We start from the raw sequence: 20,686 nt of genomic DNA on the forward strand, positions 1-20,686 counted from the left end.
GGCAGGGGAGTAATTGCGGTGGCTGCTCGTTTCTTTGATCTGGATGCACTGGGTCTCGCACTTCTGGAGGAGAGCAAGAGCAGGGCCGCAACGCTGAGGCAACAAGGCACCATTCCCTGCCTGGCGCTGGTGGAGGTAGGCGATGATCCACAAAGCGCTACATATGTCAGTCGTAAAATCGAGGACTGCGAAAAGGCTGGAATTGCAGTTCGGAAGATTGTTCTGCCTGAATCTATCACGCAGGCAGATCTTTTAGAGCAAATCCTAAGGCTTGATGAAGATTCAGCCAGCACTGGAATTCTGGTTCAACTTCCTCTGCCAGCACATTTCGAAGAGGGGCAGGTTCTTCAGGCAATCAGCGCTGAAAAGGATGTCGATGGTCTTCATCCGGTTAACCTGATGTCTCTGACGACATCAGATCCGTCTGTTATTCCCTGCACTGTGAGGGGCATTGATGCAGTGTTGCAGCAGACGGGGCTTGTTCTGGAAGGGGCTAATATTGCTGTTCTGGGGCGGGGACGTCTCGTCGGCGGCCCGGCTGCGCTCTTGCTGTCTGGAAAAAGCAGAAACGCCACCATTACGATATTGCATCGTAAAAGCCGGAACCTTAAGAATGTTCTGAAGAACTCCGACGTCATTATAGCAGCCGCAGGTTCAGCGCATCTGGTAACGCCGGATATGGTGCGATCGGGAGCTGTTGTCATTGATGTTGGCATGAGCTGGCCCGAGGGCTCTTTGCAAGGTGATGTCCATCCTGCAGTTGCTGATGTTGCGAGCTGGATGACGCCACCTGATCGAAGTTTTGGCGTGATGACACGCATGATGCTTCTCAAAACCGTTTTGGATCTCGCGGAAAAAAGGATTGCTGCATGACTATATCGGTCGGTCAGGTGCGTGCAGATCTGATGAAGGAAAGCTCCATCGAGCTTTTGCCATCTCGTATCCTGGAGCTCTCGGGTGTTCTGCCTGATCTTGCCTGCGGATCAAGGGTCTTTGTCACTTGGCTTCCAGGTGTTCCGTTTGCAGACGTTCTAGCGGCCTGTGACCTGCTGAAGTTGTGCGGTTACCTGCCAGTTCCTCACGTCGCAGCTCGATCCATCCGTGATGAAGGCCATCTGCAGGAAATCTGCTCGGCATTGACCGAGCGGGATATTCCGCGAATGCTCCTGATCGCGGGTGGAGCGGATAAGCCTGCGGGTATCTTTGCAGATACGGTGCAAATTCTGGAAACAGAGATCCCGGTTCGCACGGGCATTCGCACTGTCTACGTTGCTGGGCATCCTGAAGGGCACCCACAGACCTCCGAAGCAACATTGCTGGAATATATGCGCCGCAAACAGGAGCTTGCACGGACGCAGGGTTTGAATATGCAGATCGTGACTCAGTTCTGCTTTGATTCTGCTCCAGTTCTTGCCTGGGAGAAAAGGCTAAGGGATGGCGGGATTACACTGCCAATCAACCTGGGAGTTTACGGGCTGACAACGCCAAAAACGTTGGTGCGGTATGGCCTGGCCTGTGGTGTTGGGCAGTCTTTGCGTTTCATGCAGCGTCAACGCTGGAAACTTCATCGCTGGTTTATGCCCTGCAATCCGCAACATCTTGTTGATGCTGTAGCCCAAGAAATCGCTCAAACACCCGACACGAATTTTCGTGGGCTACACTTTTATCCGTTTGGAGCAATTGCACGTACGCTGGAATGGCGCCGTGCACTCTCCCTCAGCACCGGAGACCACTCATGAAGCCAAGACTATCTGGCCTGACATGCGCTACAGGAGCTTTCCTGCTGGCATTGGGTGGATGCACAGCTTCACCTGAATCACCGTCAACCACCGCGGGTGTTGACGACCGATATGGCGACGGTGGCGTAAGTGCTTTTTACACGGCCAATACGGCTATTTCCTCAATACCCGGAACGCTGATGCAACATGAAGACATGGATCTAACCAAACTTCCTCAAGGAGCCAGTCGCGGCGTCAGGGTCCTGTATTCTTCCCAAAACGGCGTGAGCAGAAGCGGTCCGGTTGCAGTTTCAGGGCAGGTTCTGTTTCCGAAGGGCAAGGCTCCTGTCGGTGGATGGCCTGTTGTAGCCTGGGAGCACGGAACGACAGGTGTTGCGGATGTCTGTGCTCCATCCTGGCGCGGGTATTCCAGTCGGGATAAAGCCTATCTGTCGCGGTGGTTGTCTGAAGGGTTTGTCGTTGTCGCGACGGATTATCAAGGGCTGGGAACGCCAGGACCGCACCCGTATCTGTTTTATCGGCCGGAAGGTTATAGCGTTCTGGACGGATTAAGAGCGTCTCTGAGCGGTTTCCCAAAAGAGATCAGAAACTGGATTGTTCTGGTCGGGCAATCGCAGGGATCTGGGGCAGCGCTTGGAGCCGCTTGGTTAGCGCCCTCATACGCTGCCGAGTTAAACATTCGTGGAGTCGTTGCTACAGGCCTTGTAACAGGTTTTGCAGTCCCACCAGGCACGAGACATGTGCCTATTCCTGAAGTTTATACGGACGCCAGCAAAATGGATTCCGCGTTTGCCATGTTGCGGGTGGAAGGATCTGACCAGTCTTTACAGCCTGAGACAGACAGCCAGACGGTCCTGACGAGTGCGGGGCGCCAGATGTCTCAGATTGCTCGCCACGCCTGCCTGCACAACCTTTTCGACAAAGCTGACCAGCTCAAAGTGCAAAGTAACGCACTGTTCAACGAGAAGCTTCCTGCTTTCGAGGCTGGACACGACGCAGCCTTCACGATCCCGAATGCCAAAATCAGCTTTCCTGTGTTCGCCGGGACAGGTCTGGCAGATGGTGAGGCCGGAGTGAATGGGCAGTATAATGCTGTTGCAGCCATGTGTGATGCTGGGACTCATGTTCTGTGGAAGCGCTATCCGGGTATGACCCATAATGGTGCAGTCAACGTGTCTTTGAAGGATTCCATTCCTTTCGCGAAAACGCTTCTGGCTGGCCATATGCCTCCGCAAAGCTGCGCTTCGATCAAGCCGCCAGGCCCGGTAGAGGAAGCTTTGCCGAATGTTCCATGGAATAACTAAGCCGACTGAATAGCCCTTAGCCGGACCCGTGGCCGGCCTTTTCAAGGATACAAGACCATGCAGACCACGAGCGACAGATCAGGCTATCATCTCTTTCTTGTTCTGGTGATTTACGTTTATTCGGCAGTATCCATGGCCGTTGTCGGACTGGTGGTTCCGTTTATCAGTGCGATCGCGGAAGCCCGACATGTTTCTCCAGGACCTGTGGGCACCAGTTTGTCCTTCTTTTCCGTGCCCGCAGCCTTCACATCTTTCTTGTTCGGCATGGTGGTCGACCGTATTGGCGTAAAGCGCGCTTTTCCAATTTCCGTTGTCCTTACGTTGATTGGTGACAGTCTTCTCCTGTCAACATCCACGTTATGGAGCCTGCGGATTGGGCTTATGCTGTGTGGGTGCGGGTTTGCGTTCGCAACAGCGGGTTCGCCGGTGTTGTTTATGCGCTATCTGCCAGAAAAAAGTCGCTCCAAAGCTTTGGCATTCTGGTCCACTTTTGCGCCGGCCGGTTATTCAGCCGGTCTTCTTCTTGCCATTCCTTTTTTGAATGGGGGACGCTGGCAGGCAGCCTGCACGGCCCATATGGCGCTAATGGTTGCTATTCTTGCTGTTGGAGTTCTGACACTTGCTGGTTTGAAAGAGCCGCCAGTTGTCTTGACTGAAAGCGGTCCGGCCAAGCGACTGTCACCTTGGCTGGTCACGGCTCTCGGGCTGTCAGTAACGCTCCCGAATGGGATTGCTTATGGAACCAGTTTGATCGCGCCGTCTTACCTTGCGCGCGTTCACCATGTGAGTTTGGCTGCGTCTGCTGCAGAAGTCGCGATCATCAAAATTGTCGTCATGCTGGCTGGGGGGCTGATTGTCAGTCTGTGTGTCGGAACGGAGCGTCGTTCTCGGGTGATGTTCTGCATCATGGCGGCTATTGGCATGCTGGCTCAATGGTTGCTGCTTTTCCCGGGAAGCACGATGCTTGTCGCGTCTGCCGGGCTATTTCTTTGGACATTCGCCTATAGCGGCCTGAGTGGTGCAGGGATGTCTTTGCTGCCGGTGGTTGCGACAGACAGGAAGACCCGTGGCGTTGTTGCAGGCACGGTCGGCCAGTTTATTTCCGTCTCGGCAGTCCTGATGCCTTACCTGTACTTCTCGACAACGCTCTGGACCAGTTACGCCCTGTTTGCGTTCTGCGCCTTGGGAATGGGTTGCCTGACAATTTTCCAGGTCAGGCAACGTAAGGCGCTGGCTTGATCTTTAAAGGGCAGCACCAGTTACTATGGTACTGCCTTTCGATTCAGTCGCCGCAAAATTAGCCTTCAGGCGTTCCAGAAGATAGTTCTGGGCCGAGATCGGAGCATATTTCTTCTCTGGCCCCTGAATAATTGCATCGCGATTGGCTTGGCAGAAAAAGGGAATGGAGAGGCGCTCACCAAGATATTCGCCCGGTTGTGGCATGCGAACACGATGAAGCGTGGACAGCAGCTTGTCGTCGCTCCACCGCATCAGCATGTCGCCAATATTGCAGGTCACATATCCTGAGACGGGCTCTACGTCGGTCCATGCCCCGCTCCTTGCGTCCTTCCCAGGGCAAACCTGCAGACCGCCTTCTCCTGTTCGCTGATGAAGAAGCGTCAGGCAATCAAAATCCGAATGGGCGCCTGCACGCCAGCGTTTGAAGTCCTCCGGTAGAGCATTCTCCATGCTCATATAGTGAATGAGACGCAGGGTGCACTGGTAGTCAGGAGAGGATGGGTCGTGCAGTTCGGTGAAGAACTTTTCGTCAAATCCGAGTTTGATGGCAAAGCAGGACAGGATCTTCATACCCAGAAGCCAGTTCTGGTGCTCGAAGTGGGTCAGGAATTCCTTGAAGTCTGGCGCGTCATGCTCTGTTGGCCATAGAGCCGCCATTCTGGGAAGAGTTATCTGAAATGATTCTTTATGGTCAGGTGTACCTGTTGAAGGCCGCACCTGTTCCTGAAATTCCCATCCAGCGTTCGTACCAGGTTTGAGGGGAAGGCGGGCCTTTGCCTTTTTGGGGAGGGCAAAGAAGGCCGTTGCCAGTGAGAACGCTCGATCTATGTCGTTTTGCGGAATGCCGTGATTATAAACCTGAAAAAAACCGATTTCCGTGGCCGCAGACCAAAGTTCGTCGGCAATCTGGTATTTCCGCTCTTCAAAAGAGGAGAGATCGATCCTGGGAATTTGACGGGCGATATTCGTCCCCATTCCGCCAATATGGCGTTCGGTTTCAAGTTCGCTCAGACCTGTGGGGACCATACTCGTTTTCTCCATAAACTTATTGAAGACAACAGAGACGGAACTACGGCAGGGTGAGGGGCTGTAGCGATCAATCATGGCATATGCCCCCAACCAGAGCCGTGATCCGGATCTGTTGGAGCAATGCCCAAAGCCTGCAACAGGACTTCGACCGCTTCTACTCGTTTCCAACACAAAACATGGTGGGCATTTGTCTGTCAATTACAAAAGCCGTTCTCATAAAAGCATTCCGATATTCTCAAATAGGCACTTTCATGAAAACCGTTTCGATTCATAAACTGTGGCTGAATGAAGAATGGAGAACGCTCCCGCATGTCCAGGATATCTCTCAGTCGCAGGCAAACCCTTTTGGGGTTGGCTGGAAGTCTCGGCGGATTATCCATGCCGCTCATCAGTAGGGCGCAAAATGCGGGGACGCCCGTCAAGCTTATAACATCCTGGTATGCACAAGCTGAGTTTGGTGGGTTTTATCAAGCTCTGGCCAAGGGGTATTATGCACAGGAAGGACTGGACGTCACGATAGAGGCTGCCAGCCCGCAAATGAATGTCCCTCAGCTTTTGGCTGCCGGCCGTGCAGATTTCATTACTGGCTACGACTTCCAGCTTCTTTCCGTTGTTGCATCTGGAATTCCTCTTGTTGCGGTAGCCAGTACTTTCCAGCACGATCAGCAGGGCCTGATGACGCATGCTGGCGTCAAGGATCTAGCCCAACTCCGTGACCATCCAATTCTGATAGCAGCATCTTCCCATGCGACGTTCTGGCCATGGCTCAAAAATCGTTTTGGTTACAGAGAAGAGCAGGCGAGGCCTTATTCATTCAATCTCCAGCCGTTTTTTCTGAATCCGGAAATGGCCGTTCAGGCTTATGCATCCTCCGAACTGTGGGATGCCAGACAGAAAGGAATGCCGGTCGAGTTTTTCCTGTTCAAGGATATGGGTTATCCGCCCTATGGCGCTCCTATGGTCACGACTCAGCAGATGGTTGCGACCGATAAGAAAAAGGTAAGCAGCTTTGTGAAAGCGTCTTTGATGGGATGGCGTGATTATTTTCAAAACCCCGATCCGGGGAATGCTCTGATCCTCAAAGCTAACCCCAACATGACGTTGGAGCATCTGGCTTTCGGCTACGCAGGACTGAAAAAAGCAGACGCTCTGTCATCTCCAGATGTCAAAGAGCGAGGTCTTGGCGCGATGACGCTTGCCCGGTGGCAGGCCACACGGGACTTTATGGTTAGCCAGAACCTCTTGCCAGCCGATGCTGACTGGAAAAGTGCCTTCACCACAGAATTTGTGGATACTCTCCGGGTGATGCCAGCATGAGCTTACTGATACAGAATATCGGTGGAATTTTAACTGGACTACGCGGCGATGCCGCCAGACGTGCCGGTGACATTCGCATTCGCGACGGCATGATCACGGAAATCGGTCATTTGGTACCTGACTCTGGGGAGAAGGTTCTGAATGCCAAGGGAGGAATTGCAACTCCGGGGCTTATCAGCACGCATCATCACCTTTTTCAGAGTGTACTTAAAGCAGTTCCCACGGCCATCAATAAGCCATTGGAGCCATGGCTTCGCCTTGTGCCCAATACTTACTGGAACCGCATAGATGAGCGGGCGCTCAATGTCGCGGCCCGGGTTGGAATGGTGGAACTGCTCTTGTCAGGCTGCACGATGGTCGCTGATCATCATTACCTGTTTGCAGATATGTATGCATACGATCCGGCTGCCGTACTGTTTGAAGCCGCTGAAGATCTTGGTCTGCGCTATGTTCTGGCACGTGGAGGCACCACGCGCGCCAGAAAATTCGATACAGACGACATTATTCCAGCGCCGACGGAAACGCTGGATGTGATGATGAAACGTGTCGAAGGGCTTGTCGGCCGGTATCATCAATCTGGCCCGAATGCGAAACGCCGAATTGCTTTGGCCCCTAACACGCCAACCTGGGGCGTCACACCGGATGAGCTTCGGGAAATGGCTATTGCCGCCCGAAGCATGGGTATTTCGCTACACTCACATCTGTCTGAAACAGAGAACTATGTTCGGTTCTGTCTGGAAACTTACGGAATGCGGCCCCTTCAGTTTGTTGCCGAGCATGGCTGGGTTGGAGAAGACGTCTGGTTTGCTCATCTGGTTCATCTTGATGAGAGCGAACTGGCGCTTATGGCCCAAACCGGGACCGGTATGGCGCATTGCCCTCAAAGCAACTGCCGCCTTGGGTCAGGTATCGCGCCTGCACCGGCCTTGGACGCTCTGAGCGGGCGCGTATCGCTGGCAGTTGATGGGGCAGCATCCAATGAAGCCTGTGACATGGGGGCGGAGATGCATTGTGCGTGGATGATCCATCGTGCTGTTCACGGTGCTGACGCTGTCACGGCTGAGGACGTCATGCGCTGGTCAACTTCCGCAGGAGCGCAAATCCTAGGGCTTCCTGATGTTGGCCGGGTTGAGGTCGGCGCAGCGGCGGATCTGGTTATCCATGGTCTGGATGCACCCAGATGTGCTGGATTGCATGATCCCCTCATTGCTCCGGTCGTGTCAGGCGCGACAACTGTACGTCATGTCCTGATGGATGGCGTGCCCGTGGTAGTGGATGGCGCTATTCCCGGACTGGATCTTGAGGGGTTACTGGCAGAGGCTCGTGACGTTGTGGGTTGTCTCGCGCGTGCCTGAGGAAACCTGTGCGAACTCAGCATGGGTACAGTTCAGCGGGACTTCCTGTTAGAGTGGACCAATCGTTTTGACGCTTTGATTCTTCTGTCTCGACAAGGACCTGCAATGCTTACCTGTGTTGGTTACGCGGCCTCCAGCCCGACATCTCCCTTGGCTCCCTTCGCTTTTGAGCGCCGTGACTGCGGTCCTTTGGACGTTCAGATTGACATTACCCACTGCGGTGTCTGTCACTCTGACATCCATACCGCACGGAGCGAATGGGGGCCTGCTTCTTATCCATGCGTGCCGGGGCATGAGATTATCGGCCATGTCAAAGCGGTTGGGCCTGACGTAACACGCTTTAAAGTCGGTGACCGGGTGGGCGTGGGCTGCATGGTGAATTCATGCCGAACCTGCGCGTCCTGCGAGGCTGGTCTGGAGCAGTATTGTGATGCCAGCCCAACATGGACATACAACAGTCCCGATCCTGCATTCCCGGCAGACGGTGCCTACACGTTCGGCGGATATTCGCGCGCCATCGTTGTCGATGAAGGTTTCGTCCTGCGTATTCCCGAAAATCTTGATCCTGCCGCAGCAGCACCATTGCTTTGCGCCGGGATCACGACATGGTCTCCGTTGTCTCACTGGAAAATTGGGGCAGGGCATCGTGTTGGTGTTGTCGGGCTCGGTGGACTTGGCCATATGGGGGTCAAATTTGCCGTTGCGCTGGGAGCCGAAGTGACGCTGTTCACAACGTCTCCAAGTAAAGTCGAAGATGGGAAGCGACTTGGTGCACACCGGGTTGTCATTTCCCGCGATGAACAAGCGATGGCTGCCGAGGCGAACCGCTTTGATTTTATTCTTGATGCTGTGTCGGCAGATCATGACATCAATGCCTACCTGTCCCTGCTGAAGCAGGATGGGCATATGGTGCTTGTAGGACTACCGGAAAAGCCGATGTCTGTTGGGGCGTTCAGCCTTGTTGCCAAGCGCCGTAGTCTCGCTGGCTCTGCTATCGGCGGCATTCAGGAAACGCAGGAAATGCTTGATTTCTGCGGTCAGCATAACATCGTCAGTGACGTGGAAATCATTCGGATGGATGAGATCAATCAGGCGTATGAGCGCGTCCTGCGTTCAGACGTCAAATACCGCTTCGTGATCGATATGGCGTCCATGCCAGACAGCATCGCAGGCTGAATCCTTGGAGGGGAGGCGGTAGCAAGAAACTCCCCGCCTCCTTCCTGAGAAGAGTTTTACTTCTGGAGTTTCTACCCAACGGGAAGACATGTTTTTAGAATGAATCATCACGTTGCGACGTGTCGGGCGGAACTGGTTGCTGTCCTGACCACACTCCAGAGCGGAACACCAGAAGTTCTGACCGTTCAGAACGGGGCGTGCTTACCTGCAGGCGCCCTAGAAACGGAACACTCGTCATTGCAGCGTGGTGTGCGCCATTGGGTAGAGGAACTCACGGGCTTCCGCCTGGGCCATGTTGAGCAACTCTATACGTTCGGGGACTCTGTTCCTGCTGAAACTGAACGGCTCGTGCGTATTTCCTATATGGCTCTGACGCGCGACAGTGGCGATCAGGCAGGATGGAGGGGATGGTATCAGTACTTTCCTTGGGAAGATCGCCGAACTGAAGGAAGCGTTGCCCTCCTCAAAACCATTGAGCGAGCCCTTCTTGAGTGGGCGGCCCATGAGGAGGAAAAGCTCGACCGCTGTAGGGTCACGTTTGGCCTAAATGGAGAAAGCTGGAACGACGAAGCCGTGCTTGAGCGTTATGAACTGCTGTGGGAGGCAGGGCTGGTCCAGGAGTCACCTTATTGCAGTGCCGGGCTGGGAGAGCGCCCCATGCTCTGGGATCATCGGCGTATTCTCGCAACGGCGATGTCCCGTTTAAGAGCGAAAATCCGTTACACGCCTGTCGTGTTCGAGCTCGTGCCCGAAGAATTTACGCTTCTTCAACTCCAGCAAGCGATGGAAGCTCTTTCCGGGCGTTTGATGCACAAGCAGAATTTTCGTCGGTTGGTACAAAATCAGGATCTGGTCAGTGAAACCGATCGCTACGAGAGCGGGGTTCAAGGGAGGCCTGCGCGGCTCTACAGGTTCCGGAAGGACAATTCTGAAAACTGCTATCTGACAGGGGCCAAGCTTCCACTGGGAACGTTCTCCTGAAAACGTGTTGACCGATAGGCTTGTGAATACGGTAAGATACATTATGCTCAATAGGAGCATAATGTTATTACGGAGTCCGTCATGGGCCGTCAGCATGTCTTGGAAAGCCGTGACAGGCTTTACGAACCTGTCTCCCGCCTGATGGCGCGGGAGGATTGGGAACGTTTATACGCGGATGACATTGAGGCTATTCTTCGCCTGAAACGCGAACGAAATGCCGTTATCCTGGCTCATAACTATCAAACGCCGGAAATTTTCCACTGTGTCGCGGACCTCCGTGGAGACAGTCTGGCTTTGGCTCGTGATGCCCAGAACCTCGATGCAGACATCATTGTCATGGCGGGCGTCCATTTCATGGCGGAAACCGCCAAGCTGATGAATCCCGACAAGACGGTTCTAATTCCGGACGATCGGGCTGGCTGTTCTTTGGCAGAGAGCATAACGGCGGAAAACGTCCGAGAGATGAAGCGGCGCTATCCGGGGGTTCCGGTTGTCACCTACGTGAACAGTACAGCGGAAGTGAAGGCGGAAACAGACGTCTGCTGCACGTCGGGTAATGCCAGACGGGTTGTGGAAAGCCTAGGTGTTCCTCGTGTTATCATGATTCCAGACGAGTTTCTGGCTCAAAACATCGAGAACGAAACAGGCATCGAAATGCTGACCTGGGCGGGTCATTGTGAAGTGCATGAACGCTTCACACCGCAGGAAATTCGGCAGTATCGGCGAATTCACCCAGGTGTGACTGTCATAGCGCATCCTGAATGCCCGCCGGAGGTGGTTGCCGAGGCGGACTATTCCGGTTCCACCGCCAATATGATTGACTACGTCGCGACCCATCGCCCGGAAAAAGTGTTGCTGGTGACAGAATGCTCGATGAGCGACAATCTGGCCGCGCTGAATCCGGAAACCGAGTTTGTTCGCCCGTGTAATCTTTGCCCACACATGAAGCGCATTACGTTGGCAGGAATCCGCAGAGCGCTCGAAAAACTCGAAACTCCGGTAACCATCCCGTCCGAGCTTGAAGGGCGAGCCCGCATGGCGGTCGAGAGAATGCTGGCAATCTAATTGTGAAGGACATTCTTTTAAGTCACCTCGCTGGGCAACCCGTTATCGTAGGGGCAGGACTGGCAGGTCTTTCCGCTGCCCTGCACCTTCGCCAGCCCTGTGTTGTTCTCAGCCCGGCTCCGTTAGGGCACGAGGCGGCGAGTTCTTTGGCTCAGGGGGGAATTGCAGCCGCAGTTGGAGCAGAAGATTCACCGGATCTGCACACTCAGGACACGTTAGCCGCAGGTGCCGGCCTCAGTGTTCCCCACATAGTGAAACTGATTACGAGCTCAGCACCTGACGCCATCAGGACCTTGCTCGAGTGGGGCGTCCCTTTTGCAAAAAAGGGCGAAGCGCTGGACCTGCATCTGGAGGCCGCGCATTCCAGACACCGTATTCTCCATGTCGGCGGAGATAGAAGCGGTGCTGCGATCATGCAGACGTTGATAAAGCGTGTTCGAGGTCGCGATACCATCACTGTCCTGGAAGGAGCGCGACTGGAGGGCTTGGTTACCGAAGGAGGGCGCCTTATCGGCGTAAGGACCTCACAAGGTTCTCTGCCCACTTCATGCTGCGTCATCGCATCCGGAGGCATTGGCGCTCTTTATGACTGTACCACTAGTCCTGAAACATTGACCGGGAACGGTCTGGCTCATGCTGCACGTGCCGGCGCCAGATTGGTCGATATGGAATTTACCCAGTTTCATCCAACAGCTCTCAAAGGCGTTGGGCAGACTGGCCGCAGACCTCTGGTGAGCGAAGCGGTACGCGGGGCGGGTGCTCTTCTGGTCGATGAAACTGGAAACAGATTTACGGAAGAACTCCAGCCACGCGATATCGTCGCGCGAGCGATTTCGGCTCATATTCAAAGCGGACACGACGTTTTTCTGGATGCGCGGGCAATAGGAAAAACGCCCTTTAGTCTGAGGTTCCCGGGCATAACAGCGTCATGCATGGCCATGGGGATTGATCCGGACGCACAGCCCATCCCGGTCAGTCCAGCAATGCACTATCATATGGGTGGCCTAGATGTTGATGAGCAGGGGCGTACCTCTGTGCCGGGTCTGTGGGCCTGCGGAGAAGCGGCCTGTACCGGCCTTCATGGCGCTAATCGACTGGCGAGTAATTCATTGCTCGAAGCCTTCGTAACCGGGAAATGGGTCGCAGAAAGCGTCGATAACAGCACGCTTCCAAAGGTGCCGTTCGGGACGATTGCGCCGCGCGAAGTCAGCAATGCTCCTGCTGTGCATGATTTGGCCTCACTCATGAGCCAGTATGCCGGACTGCTCAGGGACGAGCGTGGATTACAGGCCCTTTTTGAAACAATTCTTCCTGATATCCACGTCAGTAATGAAGCGCTCATTGCCGCGTTCGTTGCATCGTCTGCCCTGAGACGTAGGGAGAGCCGTGGAAGCCACTGGCGCACGGACTTTCCGAATCAAACGATGCCTAACCGAACTGTGCTGACCATAACTGATCTTCCTTCGCCATAAGGACACATTGCATGACCTTTCAGACCTATCTGCCTGATCTTCTCTGGGAACCTGTAGTTCGTGCCGCGCTTGTTGAAGACCTAGGAACGGGCGGAGATGTGACGACACAGGCTCTTCTTGATCCTGAACAGCCCCTTCAGGCAGTTTTTCGTGCGAGACAAAATGGCGTTCTGGCTGGGTTGCAGGGGGCCCAGCTTGCATTCAGTCTTCTTGACCGTAAGGCTGAGTTTATTTCTCACAGGCAGGATGGCGACAGGATTGGGGCCGGGGATGTCCTGGCCGTCATTGACGGGTCTGCGAGTACGGTTTTGGCTGGCGAACGCACGGCGTTAAATCTGCTCTCGCACCTGAGCGGCATCGCTACAGCGACGCGGGCGATCGTGGATGCTGTTCATGGCACGAAGGCTCGGATCTGCTGTACACGCAAAACGCTTCCTGGCCTTAAAGCGGTTCAGAAATATGCGGTACGTGCAGGAGGTGGTGCCAGTCATAGATATCGGCTTGATGACGCTATCCTAATTAAGGACAATCATCTAGCCCTATGCGGAGGCGTCTCGGCAGCTTTGAGGGCGGCGCGTCAGCGGGCAGGGCATCTGATGAAGATTGAGCTGGAGGTCGATACGCTGGACCAGCTCGAAGAAGCCCTCGCGGCTGGCGGAGCAGATGCGTATCTTCTCGATAATATGGCTGTGGAAACGCTCCGTAGAGCTGTCAAACTTATTGGTGGCCGCTCTATTGCTGAGGCATCTGGTGGAATTACACCGGAGACGGCGCGCTCGATTGCAGAGACCGGGGTGGACGTTTTATCGTTGGGCTGGCTTACACATACGGTCAAAGCGCTGGATATCGGCCTTGATATAAGCGGCTAAGCTGGTTTTTCCGGCAAGAGCATTCCAGAGTATGCTCTTGCCGAGAGTATGACTGTGTCCGTCAGGCCAGGACGTTGCCCATGGCAGGATCTGTGATGCTCGTTTGTCCGGTTTCTACATGCCCTGCAAATCGAGATTGATTGCCCGGTTCATCGGAGCAGGAGAGAACAAGATCATACCAGTGATGACTGGCATCGAGCTCAACGGAGACGGATGCCGACTGATTTCCTTCAAGGGAAAGAAAACGGTCTTCCGCACCATAAGCGTTATCCTGGATTCTGACCTTCTTTTCTGTAGATGCAGTATTCTTGAGGTTTAGAACCAGATTGCCGGTTCGAGCGTCTTCCCGCGCTTGAACCTGGATGTCTATAGGTTTTGCATTCTGGAAGTAACGCGCAAAACCATTTGGCCCGAGGATGGTGAAGTCGTGCTGTCCGGCGCTCTCTATTTTCCAAACGTCAGTGATGGCTTTTCCCGGCTCTAGAGTATGGCGGCGAGGGGTTTCCTCGGTTCCATCACGGTAAACGTAAAAACATGCCCCGGATGTGCCGTCATTGCGGATTTCGAAAGTCACGCTGCTTGCACTGGTCTCCAGAAGGTCTGCAGAGAGTTTGTATGGCAGTGGCCTCGCCAAGCGTGCACCTCGTTCCTGGTCGCCGATATCGTCGAGCGTGCTCTGATGAGGAATAATGGGCGAGGGAAGCTTACAGGACGCGTCAGCAATTTTCCTGTAGGCGGCCGTGTCTGGGAGCGGCGGCTTAACCGTAGTTTTGCGCGAGAAATCGAACGCACTGGTCAAATCGCCGCAGACTGCACGGCGCCATGGCGTGATATTGGTTTCTTTGACGCCAAAACGGGCTTCGATGAAGCGTAGCACAGAGGTGTGGTCAAACACTTCGGAGCAGACAAAGCCGCCGGTGCTCCAAGGAGAGATAACGAAAGCTGGTACACGTGGCCCCAGGCCATAAGGAAGATCGTCTGCCTTGTAGCGGTCTGGCCTGAAGCTCTGGAGGTGATTGTGAATTTCGTCTCTGGTCGTCACCGTGCTCTGACCGGGAAGAACCGGTGTGGGAGGCTGTGGGGGCGGCATATGGTCAAAATACCCGTCGTTCTCATCATACATCACGAGAAAAACGGTTTTGGCCCAGACATCCGGGTTGGCCGTCAGGGCATCGAGCGCGTGAGCAATAAAGGTTGCACCGTAGCCGGGCGTCCACCGGGGGTGTTCGGAATATGCCGCCGGAGGCAAGATCCATGACACCTGTGGCAGCCGATCGGCCAGAACATCCTGTTTCAAGTGATCAAGTGTTCGCGCAGTCATGGCACGCTCATGCAGGGCTGATCCCGGCTTGGCGTCAGCGAAATTCTTGAAACACATCAGAACGTTTGTGCCGAAATTACCATTCTCAACATCGGCGCCAGACAGGCCCTGCTGGTAAACCTGCCATGACACACCGGCCTCCTGAAGGCGCTCAGGGTAGGTCGTCCAGGTGAAAGGTTCAGGCACCTTGGGATAAAAATCTCTGTCTACCCAATCCACATTATCGAGGATCGGGCCACCGCCTGTCGCATTGGGATCAACGGTGCCCGACATGAGGTAAAAGCGGTTGGGGTGTGTCTGGGTCGGCGTGGAGCAGAAATAGTGATCGCAGACCGTGAACGCGTCAGCCAAAGCGTAATGAAAGGGAATATCTTCCCGTGTGTAATAGCCCATCGTCATATCTTTCTTGTGACGAGGCCATTGGTTGTTCCAGCCTTTGTTGATCGCTGCGTGCGTAGGAGCCCAGCTATGGTCCAGATCAATCACGCATTCTGCACTGGTAGTTTGTGTTGGGAGATGGAACGGCGTGATCCAGCCATTTTCGGCTTTCTGCCGTTGCTGCCACCAGATCGGTTCGCGGTTCGGACCCCGTACGACATGCCGGTCTCCATACCCACGAACGCCTGACAGATGACCAAGATAGTGATCGAAAGATCGGTTTTCCTGCATCAGCACAACGATATGCTGGACGTCTTCGATCGTTCCTGTGTCCCGACGGGCAGGGATGGCACGGGCACGCTGAATGGATGGAAGAAGGGCACTGAGGGAAAAACCTGCTCCCAGACCTAGCACGCCGCGACGGTTCAGTTTTGTTGCCACCGTTGATCTCTTCCATACACTCAATTGTGATAAGACGCTTATCAGCCTCAGCGGATGAAATCATCAAGGAATTTCAAGAGTTTCATGTCATTTTTATGAATGGGTATGGTGTCGGAAAGAGGGGGTTGGTCCTTGGAGGCGCATGATGAGAAACAGAGGCTCCGTTTCGTGCAGCGTATCTTTAAGATTGACTTCACCCATATGGGCTTGAATGATTTGAGTTGGTTATTTGAGTAGGACACCATGACACAGGATGATGCACCTCCTTCCTCGTCCCAACAGGGATTGGAAGAGGAAAACCACCCTCGGCGACGCGATGTGCTCGCGAAAGTTACGCTGGGGATGGGCTGTGCAGGGGCCTGCGCGCTGGCATATCCGTTTCTCAACAGTTTGAATGGTACGCAGAGCAGTCGCAGTGGCGAAGATGACACTGTTGAGGTTGATTGCTCGAAGCTGGCGCCGGGGCAGCAACTTGTGGTGACGTGGCGTGGATGGCCGGTGTTCGTTCAGCGGCGCACACCCGAAATGCTGGCTTCGCTCCGTGTTCCTGAACTGGCGCATCGGCTGCGTGACCCAGAGTCCAAAATGCAACAGCAACCTCAGGATGCGATCAACTGGCATCGCTCTGTTGTGCCTGAAATTGGCGTCCTGATCGGAATCTGCACACATCTGGGGTGTGTGCCATCTTTTGACGCGCCATCGTCTGGCGATCGATCCGGGAAATATGCCTGTCCCTGCCATGGGTCCCAATTCGATATCGCAGGGCGGGCGTATAAGGATGCGCCAGCGCCCTATAATCTCCCAGTTCCGCCCGTGACGATAATTTCTGATCAGCACCTTCTCATTGGGAAGAGTAAAGGCGATCCAGATTTTGACATTGCGACGATCCAGCAGATCTGATTGCCCTCATGACCAATAAATCTCAAGATCTCTTCAGGTGGGTAGAGAAACGTCTCCCGATTGTTTCTTCTTTTCGGCGTGAATATGTTGACTTCGCGATGCCGAAAAACCTCAATTATCTATGGAATTTCGGTGCCTTTGCCACGGTTTCGCTCGGGATGCTTTTGCTGAGCGGGATCTTTCTTGCTCTTAATTACACTCCGACAGTGTCAGATGCGTTTTCCAGCATAGAGACCATGGATCGGCAGGTCGCATCGGGCTGGCTGGTTCGATCCATTCATATGGGTGGCGTTTCCATGCTGTTTGCCGCTCTCTACGTTCATGTCGCAAGAGGGCTCTATTACGGGTCATACAAAGCGCCTCGCGAACTGATCTGGCTCACTGGGCTCGGACTGCTTTTAATGGTCATGATAACGGCTTTCGCGGGGTACATTCTCCCGTGGGGGCAGATGTCCTATTGGGGCGCTACAGTTGTCGTGAATGCGCTCAATACTGTGCCATTGATCGGCAAAGCCCTGACGTCCTGGCTAATGGGAGGGGAGGGCCTTGGTAATGTTGCTTTACACAGGATTTACGTCCTTCATTTCCTGACAGCATTTTCTATTATCGGCGTCATTGCACTTCATATTGCAACATTGCATGTTGCGGGATCAAATAATCCGACAGGAATAGATCCTGAATCTTCTGACGAAACAGTCCCATTTCATCCCTATTATACGTCCAAGGATGGGTTGGGGCTTTGTTTGTTTCTTATCGTCTATGCAGCAGTTGTTTTTTTCGCTCCGGATTTTCTGACTCTTGCAGAGAATTACGTACAGGCAAACCCGCTTGTGACGCCTCAGGACATTACGCCGGAATGGTATTTTGCACCGTTTTATGCGATTTTAAGGGCGGTTCCTTCCAAACTTGGAGGCCTCATCCTCGCGACAGGAAGCATAGGCGTATTATTTGCGGTTCCATGGCTGGATAAGTCCCCGGTCAGATCCGCACAGTCTCGACCTCTCCTCCGAGCAGCGCTTTTAATACTTTTCTTCTCGTTTATGGCTTTGGGTTTTGCTGGAATGCATCCACCCGCAGGAGGGTGGCTCTGGCTTAGCCGCGTTGCTGTTTTCTATTGGTATTTATATTTTCTGATACTTTTGCCACTTCAATCGCGTGGCGAAACAGCATCTTCATTGGGCTTCGCAAAAGAGGGCAGGGAATGAAATATCCTTTTTTATTTTTACTTGCCATTTTTTCTTTCAAAGCAGGCGCATCTACGCCTGAGCAGCGCGGGCTCCAGGTATTCAGGCAGGTTTGCAGTAGTTGCCACAGCTTGAACTATGTTGCTTATTCAGATCTTTCAGACCTCGGCCTGTCTATGGTGGCCATTAAAGATTACGCTTCACAGCATCAGGTTGCCGATGGTCTTGACGATGATGGCGATCCTAAAACACGGCCAGCCCACCCGTCAGATCGAATTGGATCGCCTTATCCAAGTGAAAACCTGGCAAGACTAGCCAACCACGGTGGTCTTCCTCCAGATTTTTCACGACTTGCTCTGACCCAACAAGGAGGCACGGCGCGGATTATTCAGATTTTGAATTCTTATGCCTCCGCCCCGGAAGGGACGGTGTTGCCTAAAGGCTCGTACTATAATCTGGCCATGAAGCATCGCCACATCGCGATGCCTCAGCCTCTACATGATGGTCAGGTCCAATACTCAGACGGAACGTCATCAACCATTCCCCAGATGTCGCAGGATGTAGGCGCGTTTCTGGAATGGGCGGCCCATCCACATCTTCACACCAGACGTAAGGTAGGCATTTTTACCCTGCTTTACCTTATCGCGATGAGCATGTTGGTCTTTTTTCTCAAAAAGAGAATATGGAAAAAGGTTAAGAATTAGACTGTGACATCCCATATTTTCTTTAATGGGAAGTCACAGAAAATAGCTTTGGCTCTCTAAAATGAGTTTTTATGGGAGCGGGTGGATGGAATTGAGTGCGGCCCGTTCTGAAACGATTTCTTTCGCTTTTTTTGGAGTGCCACGGGCAGCCTTGATTTCATCTTCAGAAAAAGCCGGGGCCTTTCCAGGCGTATTCAGGGACGAGACATATGTAAGAACCGCGGCAATCTGGCTGTCTGTCAGTGAATTGAAAGACGGCATAAAGCCCATATATGTCTCGTCTGAGACGTCAATCGCACCATGCAGGCCATTCAGAAGGACGTCTTTCAGATAAGCCTTTCCTTCAGGAGACGAGGCGATTTTTCCAACTCTTCCGCTTAGGGGAGGAAACTGCCCTGGTGATCCAATTCCAGCGGCCTGATGGCATACGCTGCACTTGCTGCTGTAGAGAGCCTGACCATCTTCTGCGTAAGCTATCGCTGTAGATCCGAGCAGAAGTCCTATAACAAGAGCTGTAAGTTTGGTCATGAATGGTTCCCGACAGATCATCTGAGTGGAGCGGAGACCAACGGATGTATCAGTATCGAGGTCTCGTACCAAGCCATCCCTCCGGTTCAATTGAAAAGCTCAGTCGGATTTGTATACCCTGTGTGCAGACTAGCTACGTTATCCAGGGCTGATCATTGTGTGCTTACTGGGCATTCTTCAGATGGCAACCCAAAGCTGGCATCAGAAAGAAAATTTTGATCCGTCAACAGCTTAAGAAACGCCATCAGTTCTATCAGCTCGTTTTGCGGAAGCAGACTGCTTTTGGGGTGTGCCAGAATAGCTTCTCTGAGAGTGGGGGCAGAACCGTCATGCAAATAAGGAGCGGTTACTTCGACATTCCTAAGAGAAGGCGTCCTGATGGGTTCGGAATAAGATGTCGACAGTGTATGGCATTCCTGATCAGTGAATAGGGGGGGGTGGTGGCATGAGCTGCATTTTCCCTTGCCAAAGAATATCTTTTTTCCGTTCGTCTGTGACCGCGTCGCCCCGGACAACCTAAGATCCCACGGTGACTTATCGGAAATTAACTCTCGCTCGAAGGCCGACACGGCCTGGGCTACGGAACGGGCTTCAATCGGAATATTTTTTTCAGGAAAGGCTTTTGAAAACAGAACGCGATAGCAAGGGTTTGAGGAGAGCCGACGCGCGAGCTCGGGCATGTCTGTCATGCCCATTTCCACAGGGTGATGGCCACTCAGCGGGATAAAGAACTGATCTTCCAGTGTTGTAACGTGTTGGTTGATCCAAGTGAGCGTATGAAATTGCCCGACATTCGTTAAGGGTGGAACATTCCGAATTCCGTCTTCATCTGTCACCCCCGGATGAGTTGGGTTCCCATCTGAGAAGGCATGACGCTGTTCGTGGCAGGTTGCACATGACATGCTCCCGTCACGAGAGAGGTCCGCGTCATAGAAAAGTCTGTGCCCCAGTTCGATTTTTGCAGCGGTTGGGGAAATATTCGCTGCTATCGCAGGAAATGCTGCTCCAGTCGTAAGAACGGCCAGAAACAGCATTGTGGGATAGCGCATCAGGGTAGGGCAGATACCATGACAGGCATATCCTGCAGACTGCTCCCTGCAAGTTGAAGCGTGTATTGCCCAGCCGGTAACTGAAAATCTACCATTTTGCGGATACCCGAACAGTCGGGACCATGTTGATGATGCGTCGAAACGGCTAGTCCCGCCTGTCCAAGAACGTCGATCCACGTCTTGTTTGGCAGCATGATGTGATAAGTTCCAGATTTGGGCACTTCGAAAGCAATCATCCCTCCATAGCTGACACTTCCACCTGGTTCAGCGGGCCTCTGCAGGAAGTGAATGTCGGGAGTGTGTGCCAGATGAACGGCAGACGCGTGATTGAGTGTTAGATGACTTGTAGAAAGACCAGCCTTGTCTGTGGCTGAGGTCAAAGGAGTGGGGTTGCTCCAGCCCTCATACCCAGCAGGTAACGAGGTCGTTCCAGGCGCACAAGATGCAGGTTCGGCCAGTGCTGTACCGGCGCTACAAAGCAGGGCTAGGGAGAGAACACTGGGCAGGATGTGCTTCATGGTCATGGTTTCCAGCAGAAGCTCTAAGATGCGCCTATTGAAGCACTAGAATATGGAAATTTTCCAGAGGTATGACGGCATCGAAACGTGTCAGATTTTTGGCCTCTGGGTATTGCA

19 protein-coding genes are annotated in these 20,686 nt (G+C 53.5%); 14 read left to right on the top strand and 5 right to left on the bottom strand.

The window, feature by feature from the left end:
* The first annotated feature begins 18 nt into the window (after positions 1-18).
* Genes HK24_RS07025 through HK24_RS07040 form a run of 4 tightly spaced genes read left to right on the top strand, consistent with a single transcriptional unit; the run spans position 19 to position 4,282 of the window.
* The gene (locus HK24_RS07025; RefSeq protein ID WP_086633871.1) at positions 19-873 is read left to right on the top strand and encodes a bifunctional 5,10-methylenetetrahydrofolate dehydrogenase/5,10-methenyltetrahydrofolate cyclohydrolase; all 855 of its coding nucleotides are present in this window, start codon (positions 19-21) and stop codon (positions 871-873) included.
* On the top strand, positions 870-1,739 hold the full coding sequence (locus tag HK24_RS07030) for a methylenetetrahydrofolate reductase (protein WP_086633872.1): 870 nt from the start codon (positions 870-872) through the stop codon (positions 1,737-1,739). Before HK24_RS07025 ends, HK24_RS07030 begins: the two co-directional genes overlap by 4 nt.
* The gene (locus HK24_RS07035) at positions 1,736-3,043 is read left to right on the top strand and encodes a lipase family protein (protein ID WP_086633873.1); all 1,308 of its coding nucleotides are present in this window, start codon (positions 1,736-1,738) and stop codon (positions 3,041-3,043) included. Before HK24_RS07030 ends, HK24_RS07035 begins: the two co-directional genes overlap by 4 nt.
* Before the next feature lie 57 nt (positions 3,044-3,100).
* The gene (locus HK24_RS07040) at positions 3,101-4,282 is read left to right on the top strand and encodes an MFS transporter (protein WP_086633874.1); all 1,182 of its coding nucleotides are present in this window, start codon (positions 3,101-3,103) and stop codon (positions 4,280-4,282) included.
* 3 nt (positions 4,283-4,285) lie between these two features.
* On the opposite strand, the gene HK24_RS07045 is transcribed toward HK24_RS07040, so the two are convergent.
* Positions 4,286-5,308: an isopenicillin N synthase family dioxygenase gene (locus tag HK24_RS07045; protein WP_369826517.1), complete on the bottom strand. Its 1,023-nt coding sequence runs from the start codon at positions 5,306-5,308 to the stop codon at positions 4,286-4,288.
* A gap of 312 nt (positions 5,309-5,620) precedes the next feature.
* On the opposite strand from HK24_RS07045, the gene HK24_RS07050 reads away from it, so the two are divergent.
* The 7 genes from HK24_RS07050 (at position 5,621) to nadC (ending at position 13,546) form a co-directional block, all read left to right on the top strand.
* Positions 5,621-6,628, top strand: coding sequence for an ABC transporter substrate-binding protein (locus HK24_RS07050; protein ID WP_086633901.1), 1,008 nt, complete (start codon positions 5,621-5,623; stop codon positions 6,626-6,628).
* Entirely contained in the window at positions 6,625-7,983 is a 1,359-nt protein-coding gene (locus HK24_RS07055; RefSeq protein WP_086633876.1) for an amidohydrolase family protein, read from the top strand. The genes HK24_RS07050 and HK24_RS07055 overlap by 4 nt, the downstream gene beginning before the upstream one ends.
* A 105-nt stretch (positions 7,984-8,088) precedes the next feature.
* Complete coding sequence (locus HK24_RS07060) at positions 8,089-9,159, top strand: NAD(P)-dependent alcohol dehydrogenase (protein WP_086633902.1); 1,071 nt, start codon at positions 8,089-8,091, stop codon at positions 9,157-9,159.
* A 99-nt stretch (positions 9,160-9,258) separates the two neighbouring features.
* Positions 9,259-10,140: an NrtR DNA-binding winged helix domain-containing protein gene (locus tag HK24_RS07065; protein WP_086633877.1), complete on the top strand. Its 882-nt coding sequence runs from the start codon at positions 9,259-9,261 to the stop codon at positions 10,138-10,140.
* Between the two features lie 81 nt (positions 10,141-10,221).
* Positions 10,222-11,205 (top strand): quinolinate synthase NadA, encoded by a 984-nt coding sequence (nadA, locus tag HK24_RS07070; protein ID WP_086633878.1) that lies wholly within the window; start codon positions 10,222-10,224, stop codon positions 11,203-11,205.
* 2 nt (positions 11,206-11,207) lie between these two features.
* Complete coding sequence (locus HK24_RS07075; RefSeq protein WP_086633879.1) at positions 11,208-12,677, top strand: L-aspartate oxidase; 1,470 nt, start codon at positions 11,208-11,210, stop codon at positions 12,675-12,677.
* Between the two features lie 11 nt (positions 12,678-12,688).
* The gene (gene nadC / locus HK24_RS07080; protein WP_086633880.1) at positions 12,689-13,546 is read left to right on the top strand and encodes a carboxylating nicotinate-nucleotide diphosphorylase; all 858 of its coding nucleotides are present in this window, start codon (positions 12,689-12,691) and stop codon (positions 13,544-13,546) included.
* 61 nt (positions 13,547-13,607) lie between these two features.
* Here the strand turns inward: nadC and HK24_RS07085 are convergent, their stop codons facing one another.
* Complete coding sequence (locus tag HK24_RS07085) at positions 13,608-15,686, bottom strand: phosphocholine-specific phospholipase C (protein WP_086633881.1); 2,079 nt, start codon at positions 15,684-15,686, stop codon at positions 13,608-13,610.
* Positions 15,687-15,929: 243 nt separating this feature from the next.
* Between HK24_RS07085 and petA the strand changes: the two genes are divergently transcribed.
* From petA to HK24_RS07100, 3 genes are all read left to right on the top strand, one after another.
* Complete coding sequence (gene petA / locus HK24_RS07090) at positions 15,930-16,586, top strand: ubiquinol-cytochrome c reductase iron-sulfur subunit (protein ID WP_086633882.1); 657 nt, start codon at positions 15,930-15,932, stop codon at positions 16,584-16,586.
* A 98-nt stretch (positions 16,587-16,684) separates the two neighbouring features.
* Positions 16,685-17,791 (top strand): cytochrome bc complex cytochrome b subunit, encoded by a 1,107-nt coding sequence (locus tag HK24_RS07095; protein ID WP_369826518.1) that lies wholly within the window; start codon positions 16,685-16,687, stop codon positions 17,789-17,791.
* The gene (locus HK24_RS07100; RefSeq protein WP_086633884.1) at positions 17,788-18,474 is read left to right on the top strand and encodes a cytochrome c1; all 687 of its coding nucleotides are present in this window, start codon (positions 17,788-17,790) and stop codon (positions 18,472-18,474) included. The genes HK24_RS07095 and HK24_RS07100 overlap by 4 nt, the downstream gene beginning before the upstream one ends.
* A 69-nt stretch (positions 18,475-18,543) precedes the next feature.
* Here the strand turns inward: HK24_RS07100 and HK24_RS07105 are convergent, their stop codons facing one another.
* The 3 genes from HK24_RS07105 to HK24_RS07115 form a co-directional block, all read right to left on the bottom strand.
* Positions 18,544-19,002, bottom strand: a complete 459-nt coding sequence (locus HK24_RS07105) for a cytochrome c (RefSeq protein ID WP_086633885.1) — start codon at positions 19,000-19,002, stop codon at positions 18,544-18,546.
* A 152-nt stretch (positions 19,003-19,154) separates the two neighbouring features.
* Positions 19,155-20,051, bottom strand: a complete 897-nt coding sequence (locus HK24_RS07110) for a cytochrome-c peroxidase (protein ID WP_086633886.1) — start codon at positions 20,049-20,051, stop codon at positions 19,155-19,157.
* A complete protein-coding gene (locus HK24_RS07115) occupies positions 20,051-20,569 on the bottom strand; it encodes a hypothetical protein (RefSeq protein ID WP_086633903.1) in 519 nt (172 codons plus the stop codon). The genes HK24_RS07110 and HK24_RS07115 overlap by 1 nt, the downstream gene beginning before the upstream one ends.
* Between the last annotated feature and the right edge of the window lie 117 nt (positions 20,570-20,686).

Source organism: Gluconobacter sp. DsW_058, from assembly GCF_002153615.1.
Classification (GTDB): domain Bacteria; phylum Pseudomonadota; class Alphaproteobacteria; order Acetobacterales; family Acetobacteraceae; genus Gluconobacter; species Gluconobacter cerinus.

What these genes read in the sequence shown, in the direction of transcription:
- HK24_RS07030 (WP_086633872.1), top strand. Translation starts at nt 870, where the DNA reads ATGACTATATCGGTCGGTCAGGTGCGTGCAGATCTGATGAAGGAAAGC.
- HK24_RS07035 (WP_086633873.1), top strand. Translation starts at nt 1,736, where the DNA reads ATGAAGCCAAGACTATCTGGCCTGACATGCGCTACAGGAGCTTTCCTG.
- HK24_RS07100 (WP_086633884.1), top strand. Translation starts at nt 17,788, where the DNA reads ATGAAATATCCTTTTTTATTTTTACTTGCCATTTTTTCTTTCAAAGCA.
- HK24_RS07105 (WP_086633885.1), bottom strand. Translation starts at nt 19,002, where the DNA reads ATGACCAAACTTACAGCTCTTGTTATAGGACTTCTGCTCGGATCTACA.
- HK24_RS07050 (WP_086633901.1), top strand. Translation starts at nt 5,621, where the DNA reads ATGTCCAGGATATCTCTCAGTCGCAGGCAAACCCTTTTGGGGTTGGCT.
- HK24_RS07095 (WP_369826518.1), top strand. Translation starts at nt 16,685, where the DNA reads ATGCCGAAAAACCTCAATTATCTATGGAATTTCGGTGCCTTTGCCACG.
- HK24_RS07045 (WP_369826517.1), bottom strand. Translation starts at nt 5,308, where the DNA reads ATGGTCCCCACAGGTCTGAGCGAACTTGAAACCGAACGCCATATTGGC.
- HK24_RS07055 (WP_086633876.1), top strand. Translation starts at nt 6,625, where the DNA reads ATGAGCTTACTGATACAGAATATCGGTGGAATTTTAACTGGACTACGC.
- HK24_RS07115 (WP_086633903.1), bottom strand. Translation starts at nt 20,569, where the DNA reads ATGAAGCACATCCTGCCCAGTGTTCTCTCCCTAGCCCTGCTTTGTAGC.
- HK24_RS07060 (WP_086633902.1), top strand. Translation starts at nt 8,089, where the DNA reads ATGCTTACCTGTGTTGGTTACGCGGCCTCCAGCCCGACATCTCCCTTG.
- HK24_RS07040 (WP_086633874.1), top strand. Translation starts at nt 3,101, where the DNA reads ATGCAGACCACGAGCGACAGATCAGGCTATCATCTCTTTCTTGTTCTG.
- nadC (WP_086633880.1), top strand. Translation starts at nt 12,689, where the DNA reads ATGACCTTTCAGACCTATCTGCCTGATCTTCTCTGGGAACCTGTAGTT.
- HK24_RS07110 (WP_086633886.1), bottom strand. Translation starts at nt 20,051, where the DNA reads ATGCGCTATCCCACAATGCTGTTTCTGGCCGTTCTTACGACTGGAGCA.
- HK24_RS07065 (WP_086633877.1), top strand. Translation starts at nt 9,259, where the DNA reads ATGAATCATCACGTTGCGACGTGTCGGGCGGAACTGGTTGCTGTCCTG.
- petA (WP_086633882.1), top strand. Translation starts at nt 15,930, where the DNA reads ATGACACAGGATGATGCACCTCCTTCCTCGTCCCAACAGGGATTGGAA.
- nadA (WP_086633878.1), top strand. Translation starts at nt 10,222, where the DNA reads ATGGGCCGTCAGCATGTCTTGGAAAGCCGTGACAGGCTTTACGAACCT.